This is a genomic window from Dyella sp. 2RAB6 (genome assembly GCF_052115385.1).
Taxonomy (GTDB): domain Bacteria; phylum Pseudomonadota; class Gammaproteobacteria; order Xanthomonadales; family Rhodanobacteraceae; genus Dyella_D.
Map to the genome: position 1 here is coordinate 1 of NZ_JBFRGP010000043.1, position 8,236 is coordinate 8,236.

Consider the following 8,236-nt stretch of genomic DNA (forward strand, 5'->3'; position numbering starts at 1 on the left):
ATTGGCCCGGGGCCAATCGTTGCGACAGATCGCTCGGGAGTTAGAGCGGCCGGCGTCGACGATCAGCCGGGAGGTCAAGCGCCATGGCGGGCGAGAGCACTACCGCGCCGAATCGGCGGATAGGCGAGCCTGGCAGAATGCACAACGTCAGGACTACGGTCGCGGCACGGAGGTACTGGCCATCAACCTCACTGATACGCAGCTCGCTGCGTTCCACCGCGGCCTTCCGATGCCCGGCAAGGCAAAAGACGCTTCGCCTTCTCGCCTGTTCCAAAACCCCACAGTATCGCGGACAGGTGAGCATTGCCTATGATGGCCGCGAGATCCCGTGCCTGGCCTTTGATCGCGCGTGAGGCCATAGATTCAACCCGCGCGCGCATCAATCCGCATCACGTACCTCCGCACTGAAACCGGCCACCGCGTCCCGTAAGCCATGGCCGGACGCCATCGCATCAATCGCATCAAAAATGAGGGGCGAAGCGTGCAGGCGAGGAGGGGGGACGACCGCGCGCGCCACGGCTAGGAGGCGCCAAGCTGATCAATAGTTGACCAGACGGTGGCGACGCGGCCAACGCGCCGAAAAAGCGCGCTCCCGTGACCACCGGCGGCCCCGTGTTCCACTAGGCGACCACAGAGCACCAAGCGCGGCTCGGCGCCATTGCAAAACTGCATCAAAAGAGAAGGAGAAGCGCGCAGGCGAGGAGGGGACGACTGCGCGCTCGAAGCTAGGGCGCGCCTCAAGGCAGGAAAGCCAGCTGGCCACAGAAGAGCTGAGGTTCCCCCCGGAGATCTGCCGACACCACGTAAACCAACGGCACCCAAGAAATAATGGCACCGTCCACCGATGAAACTAGACTGAGGCGTCCGGACCGCTCTCATTGGCTACCAGTAGGAATCTGTTCCCTATGACCATTCCTTTTCAAAGCCACTTGGATCTGGCTTGAACCCAACCGGAAACTTAGTTGACTCGCTGTAATGGACAGAGCGAAACGTCGCGCCATCGATTTTGGTGCCAGATAGATCTGCTCCACTCAGATCAACAGCGCCGCCCACACTGTCAGCGTCAAACACGGCACCGCGAAGATCAGCGTCACGAAAGTCCACGTCCTCATAGCTACCGCCAAGGAACTGGACCCTCTGAAGGTTAGCGCCCCGAAAATTCGCTCCGAGCGCAAGAACTATATAAAACACGCTACCCGACAGATCCGAATATGACAGGTCGGTGCCATGCATCAGCACCCCTTCAAATGACGCGTCCTGCAGTACCGCCTCACTCAGTTCAGCGTCCGCGATACTTCCACCACGTAGCCTAGGACCACCTTGCTTATCATCCATTAGCCACTCCCATCATCCCGATCACAGCCGCAATCATGCATCATCAGGGCATCCTAGGATGCCCCTCGCATCTCAATTTTCCCTAAGCGCACACCACCTAGTGAGTGGCGCATTCAATCGGATTCGAACAACGTGGCATTGGAGGCACCGGAACCGGATCAGGCACCGGGGCAGGCTTCGGGGCCGGACTCTCCACGGGAGGACAAACGACCATTGGAGGAGGTCCGCCGCAACGATTCCTGTATTCGGCCAAAGCTTTCACTAAGTCTGCCTCGTACTTGATAAGCAGTTGTTCATGCCCCCAAACGGATGCCTTGAGCGGACCGCCAGGCCCATCAAATCCCGGCGCATAGTATGGGAGCGTTTGAGGATTGGTCGCCAAGTTCTGAATTTGCCGCTGAATCTCCGCCTTGAGATTTTCAATCCTCTTCAACAAATTGGCACATCCAACGCCATTCGGATCCATAGGACTATCTTTCCAGCCAGCTCTCGAAAGTCCCAAAGGATCTGTCGCAACCAATGGAGTCGACATGACGTAGGCATACGTACTTATCCCCCCGTCCAGTCCAAGAGGATCGCTCTGCACATACCTTCCGCTTGCTGCATCGTAGTCGCGATTTACGTTATATGACAAACCGCTCTCTAGATCGTAGTACTGACCGGGAAATCGAAGGTTGAATGCATAGCCCGAGGAACTAGCCGGCTGTTGCTCACCGAATGGATTACCTTGAAATGGCCATTGCCATACGACGGCTCCACCAGCATCTGCAACCGCCCTCGGAGTACTGAGTCCATCAGCATGCACATAGCCCATGCTGCTGACACCACCACTTGTATCAACTAATGCAACCGGCAGATTGTCTAGCCAAACATAGCTTCTGCTCGCAGCCCCGTACTCACCGACAATCTGGTTGTTCTCATCGTAAATGAATCGCCGAGCGACGGAGCTTGGAAAAGTGGCCGTTTTACCAACACGCTGCTCAAGTGCGTTGTAGGTGTAGTTGGCAACCGTTTGCCCATTACGCTGCACCACCGTCATGCGATTCCGGTCGTTGTAACCATAACCGTACGTGTTACCGCCTACCGCATTACCCGTCGTGTTGCCATTGGCGTCGTATGTCCGGGCGCTGTTCCCAATACTCGTCAGCAAGTGCGTGCCCGATTGGTAACCATAGGTACCGGTCGCTAACCCGCTAGCGGCCTTGCTAAGACGATCTCCTGTCCTATTATAGGTATACGCTTCAATCGCCTGCCCTTGCGCGTTCTTTACCGTCGTCAGGTGATAGAGCAAGTCATAGCTGTAAGTCTCTGCAGCCGGGCTTGCGCCCGGCGCATTACCCAACGCCGTGATATTACCCATCGCATCGCGCGCAAAGTGAAGGTTCAGCGCTGGACTTACGATGTCCGTTACTGCGTAGTTGGCATCGTAAGTGCGCGCAATCGTCTGGCCATTGCCTAGTGTGTAACTAGCGATGGGGCCAAACGGGAGGTAACTCACATTAGTCACCACGTTGCTTGCGCCAGAGCTACCGGGCGACTGCACGCTAACAGCGGTTATGCGCCCGAGTCCGTCACGGCCGTACTGAATAAACGTGCCATCCGGCGTGCGCGTGCTAGCAAGGCGGTCAGCCAGCGTGTAGGTGTAGCTGATCGTGTCGACGTTCGTCCCTTGGGTCTGGCGCTTCTGCACTGCATTGCCGCGAGCGTCGTAGCAGTAGACCGTGGAGACCGCGGTCTCCACTATGCTAGTCAGGCGACCGATAGGATACGAGCCGACGCAGCCGGTAACGGTGTCGGCCTCGTCATAGCGATAGCTAACGTTAGAGGCGCTATTAGGATAGGTGACGCCAATGACTCGATTGAGTGCATCGTAAGTACTGTGGCTGACCACACCCTTTGCATCGGTGGTCTGCGTTCGATTTCCCGCTGCGTCATATTGAAATAGTGAAGCACCCGTGTCGGGGCTGCCGACGGCAGTTCGATTGCCCAACCCATCGTAGTTGTAGGACGTGTTGAGCAAACTTGGGTCTTTGATATTCAAAAGCTGATCTTGCGCATCGTACGAGAACACTTTCTGCGCGTTCCTCATAGAGGTATCGGCGCCATTGGTATTGTCAAGCGTCGTGATCAAGCGATGGAGGTTGTCATAGGTTTTTTTGTACTCCACGCTTAACCCATCGGCGTTATGCGACAGACTACCATTGACGTCGTAGCTATCATCGAACGTCGCATCGAAGATGACATGACCCTGACCATCGGTGATGCTCAGGAGCTGCCCCATCGTGTCGTAGGTACGACCCAATGACCGGCGCAGAGACCCGCTCGGATCGAAGGTTTCCTCTTTCGTCCGATTTCCAGCCTTGTCAAGGGTGTAATGCATCCGATCGCCGAGTGAATCCGTGACATCGGTAAGTCGATGTGCCACATCGTAGGTGTAAGTAACGAACACCCCGTCAGGATCCGTGCTCTTGATGAGGTTCCCTACGGCGTCATAGTCCATAACCGCGCTGGCGCCAGCGACGCTTTTTGTTTTGAGCCAGCCCCTTGGCGTATAGGTATAGTCAGTGAAGACTCCATTGGAATCCTTCTGACGAAGGATGCGCCCGTTCTTGTCGTACACCAGGAAGGCCGTGGTGTGCCCCAGGGGGTCCGTCACCTGTGCCAAATCACCGGCACGATGGCACGCCCCACCCACCGTGCCACAACCCGACTCATCGGTTGAGAGGTAGTACGAGTAGTGGGTGACATCCGATACATCGGTGCGCGGACCATCCACGCTCAACAGCAACCCCAACTGGGGACACTGCGTCCCATCGACGGCCGTGCAATAAGTATAGGTCGACCGGCGCACACCTGCCGGAGGTGTCCCTGAAGAAGAACAAACGTAATTCGGGGCTAAGGCGGGATCAACATCACACTGCGCCACCGTTTGCCCCGCGGTGTTGTAGACCCAAGAGGCCAGGGCTACTTTATTTCCCGAGGCATCAAGCACCGTGCGCGTCAGTGGGAGGCGAAGACCGGTGTCCCAGCTGGTATTGGTGGTGCGCTGATCCGGCGTGCCGGAGGCCTCGACGAGCTTCGTCAGAAGCCCGTTCGCATCGTACGCCGTCGTGGAGCTCACGTTGTTGAAATCCGACCGGCTTGCCGGATACCCATTGGCATCGTAAGTCACCGACGCCGAGAGCCTGTTACACAGCGGGCCACAGTACTGCGTCGTCGAGGTAAAAGGCCTATACCCGCCAGCCACGGTGCCATAACCCAGCGTTCCCACAAACCCTAGCGGATAGGTTACGGCCGTTTGGTTCCAAGAGTCCGTATACTTCAAGCGGACTTCGTCCGCATGAAGAGCCATGTTGGTCAAAATGACACGGCCGTCTGCCTGGTACATCGTATTCTGATATCGCACGCCCAACTCATCCACAACGCCGGTCATGGCATTGGGAATACTTACACCAGAAGGCATAAGCGACGCTTCGTTGTAAACGTACTGACGAACTTTGGTGTCCGGGTACTGGACAGAGATGAGTCGATTCGATGAATCGAATCCGTAGATCAATGTACCCCCATCAGGCAGCGTCACCTGATGTAAATGCCCATCACTATCGTAGGCAAATCCGAGCTGCCTACCGCCAGGGTCCGTAACGCTAATTAAGAGTCCCGCACGAGGCGCGATGCTGGTTGGCGTTTGGGACGTGCTGTAGCTGAGTATTAGCGACCGCCCAGTGTTGTCGGTAATGCTTTGCAAAAGACCACCACCATCGTACCGCTCAATGAGATGAGCATTGGCCACGCTCAAAGCGTGGCCGATCACAGCACCCTGTGCGTCCACTACATTGGTGAGTACGTCAGGATTATTGGCGCTGGTTGCCCAGCCTGAAGATGAATAAGAGAAGTTCTCTACCTTCCCATCGGGTCTAACTATGGCGGCAATCTGCGAGCCATCCTGATAGCTCACCAGATCGATCCGACGGTCGAAGCTGTGCCGCCATCCCAATCCAAGGGTAATCGAACTCGCCCCAGCAGGGGAACTGTTATAGAAGCGACTAAAATTAAGCCAAGCGCTGCCCGTAAAGTCGTTCTCTTGCTCAAACTTGTTACCAATTGCGATATTGACCGGATCCCCCACCATATTTGGTCCGTCGCCCTCGCCTCCGAGGCCTCCATCGCAAGGGCAACTAGCACCAAGATTGGGGGACGGATCGAAGCCGTAGTCGCCTAGCTGCCAAATGCTAAACGATGTGTAAGCGTACTGGCCGCCATTACCAAAGCGCACATTGCAAGGAGTTCCATCAGGAAGCGATCCCGTAAATCCAATGTCGGCAACATCAATTGGATCATGATTCGCAGGTATGACGAAGTATCCGCAGTTGGCCGCAAAGTCGGGATCTTGCCGCATATAGGCAATTCCGCCTTGGATCGCTGCGCCTATGGTCCCGTATCGTGTTTGGTCTGCAGGATGAGATGGCAGGCCTGCCAGTTGAATGTAAGGCGGCTCTCCAGCAAAGGCCGATGCGGCCATGAGCAGAAGGAGCAAAAAAATAGAAAGCCGCCTCAACGCCGCCATTCCTTGCGACACCATAAAATTTCCTCACAATGTGGACAAACGGCAGCACACTAGCAGATCTGGATGTTATCCCTGTGGAGTTGGCGGCAAATGTAGGCCCCGAGCATCTCACGCCGTAGGGCTTCCCCTACAATTATCGTAGGCATCTTTAGCAGATTCGCCAGTACCTACCCAAGATGTCCCGATAGTGCCATAGGCACGCGATCCCGCGTCGCCTACAACATCAATCGTCACTATGAAGTGGCAATGGATCACCGAAAGCGGTAGCGCCTCACGTTCGCCGCTCGCACCCATTGGACCGGTGCGAGTGGCGCCCCGTCAGGGTTTCGACACCGATGAACTAAATCGAAAGACCTCGACGCCCATCGCGTCGTTCAACCCGCGCATGCGGACCTGAATCGGCGCCACCTCATTAGCGATGAACACCTGCGTCGCCTTCTCCACATCGCCAAAGCCACCGGCGTTCGTGGGAATCATCCCCAATAGCTGTGGTGGCACGCGATGCGCCGCAAGGATGTCATCCCGACTCGCATTCTTGATCGATGCGAAATCGTCCTTCGCCGCCACCTCACTGATCGGAATCAGCTGCAGACCGTCTTTCTTGCCGCTCGGCGCGTACATGAAGAGGTTGCGGAAGTTGCCCGGCCCCTTCGCGCCCTTGAGGGCCTTGCGCAGATTGTCCACGTCGTCAGGGTTCTGCGCCGGGTCCGTCATGTAGAGGATGAAACCCGCATGCGATCCGTTGTCGTAGTACTTACGCCGGAACAGTGTGGCCGAGCGATTGAGCTGCGCGGCATGTAGCGCGCTTAGGTATTCGGGGACGCCGTAGATCGGATCAGCGCCATCACGGCGCTACCGCCCGGCACAACGGGCGCCAGCACCGGCAACATCGCCACGAGCATTACCTATCTTCCCTTCGGCCCTGTCGCGAGCTACACCCTGGGGAACGGCCAAACGGTAACGCGCACCTACGACCTGAACTACCAGGTGACGGACGCCACCAGCCCGGCGCTCAACCTGCACTTCGCCCGGGATGCCATGGGGCGAATTACGGCCCTGGGCAATGCGCCTGGTGCCAACCCCGCCATGGAGACCTACGGGTACGACTGGTTGTCGCGACTCGCTGGCGTCAACAACGCAGCCGGCACCAGCGTGGAGTCCTATACGTACGACGCCATCGGCAATCGCACCAGCAAGACCGGTAGCGGCCTCGCCACGGGCACGTATAGCTACTACCAGTACCCCCACAATTGGCTGACCTACATCGGCAGTGCCGCCCGCGCCTATGACAACAACGGCAACACGACCGCCAGTTCGGTGGGTGGCGAATCGTTTGGCTTCGGCTACAACGGCCGGAATCGGATGACTATCGCGCAGCGAAATGGCAGCACGGTCGGCACCTACACCTATAACGCCCTGGGCGAGCGCATTGCCAAAGTGACCACTCTGCCGACGTCGCTAAGCCAGCGCTTCGCTTATGACGAAAACAGCAAGCTCATCGGCGAGTACGGCAGCGCTACTCGCGACTACATCTGGCTGGAAGATCTACCGCTTGCGGCTATCGACACGCAAGGTACGCTGAGCACAACCAACTACGTGCATGCCGACGGCCTCAACACGCCCCGCGCGGTCACCAACAGCACCGGCGCGACGGTTTGGCAATGGCCGTATCAGTCCAATCCGTTTGGCGAGACGCAGCCCACCTCGACTAGTGGCTATACCTTCAACCTGCGATTTGCCGGGCAGTACTACGATGCTGAGTCGCGCATCGCGTACAACGTCAATCGACACTTCGAAGCCGCGACCGGCAGATATCTGCAAAGTGATCCTATCGGTTTGGCCGGCGGCTTGAGCACATATGCCTACGTCAGTAGCAGCCCCCTATTCGGAACCGATCCGATGGGCCTTCAAGAATATGGGGCTCCCCCGCCGAATAACGGCGCAAGTAAACCGCCACGAATGGGCGTAGGCTGTGTTATTGGCGTTGGCGTAGTGGTGGCCGGAGCTGCAATCGTCTGCGCTCCATCGGGACCAGGAGAAGCAGTTTGCCTGCCAGCCGCCGGTGTGTTTGCAGCAGGCGCGCTCGGCTGCGCCGGGGGAGCCGCTGTCGCAAACGCCACTGATGACTCTCAGGACAAAGACAACGTCATTCCATTCCCCAAGCCAATATCAAAGTCATTTCCGGGCACCGGGCCTATCCTAGATTTTGTGTAAACGGGGCATTGGCAGGAAACTGCCATCTGACCCGGAGACACCATGAGTCCACGCAAACACGAAGTGCCCGACGAGCTGCTTAGCAGTCTGTTAGCCAACTATCAGAAGCCCGAAGATCTCGTT

General features: G+C 57.2%; 3 protein-coding genes and 2 pseudogenes. 2 read left to right on the forward strand and 3 right to left on the reverse strand.

What is annotated here, in order from left to right:
• Positions 1-148 (forward strand): annotated as a pseudogene (locus tag AB4083_RS22720) (helix-turn-helix domain-containing protein); the annotation flags it as partial.
• Between the two features lie 755 nt (positions 149-903).
• Here AB4083_RS22720 and AB4083_RS22725 read toward each other — a convergent pair.
• The 3 genes and pseudogenes from AB4083_RS22725 to AB4083_RS22735 form a co-directional block, all read right to left on the reverse strand.
• Positions 904-1,335, reverse strand: coding sequence for a pentapeptide repeat-containing protein (locus tag AB4083_RS22725; RefSeq protein ID WP_441610778.1), 432 nt, complete (start codon positions 1,333-1,335; stop codon positions 904-906).
• Positions 1,336-1,432: 97 nt separating this feature from the next.
• Positions 1,433-5,914, reverse strand: coding sequence for an RHS repeat-associated core domain-containing protein (locus AB4083_RS22730; RefSeq protein ID WP_441610779.1), 4,482 nt, complete (start codon positions 5,912-5,914; stop codon positions 1,433-1,435).
• Between the two features lie 303 nt (positions 5,915-6,217).
• A pseudogene (locus AB4083_RS22735) lies at positions 6,218-6,730 on the reverse strand (phage portal protein); the annotation flags it as partial.
• A 156-nt stretch (positions 6,731-6,886) separates the two neighbouring features.
• On the opposite strand from AB4083_RS22735, the gene AB4083_RS22740 reads away from it, so the two are divergent.
• On the forward strand, positions 6,887-8,113 hold the full coding sequence (locus AB4083_RS22740) for an RHS repeat domain-containing protein (RefSeq protein WP_441610780.1): 1,227 nt from the start codon (positions 6,887-6,889) through the stop codon (positions 8,111-8,113).
• Positions 8,114-8,236 lie beyond the last annotated feature (123 nt).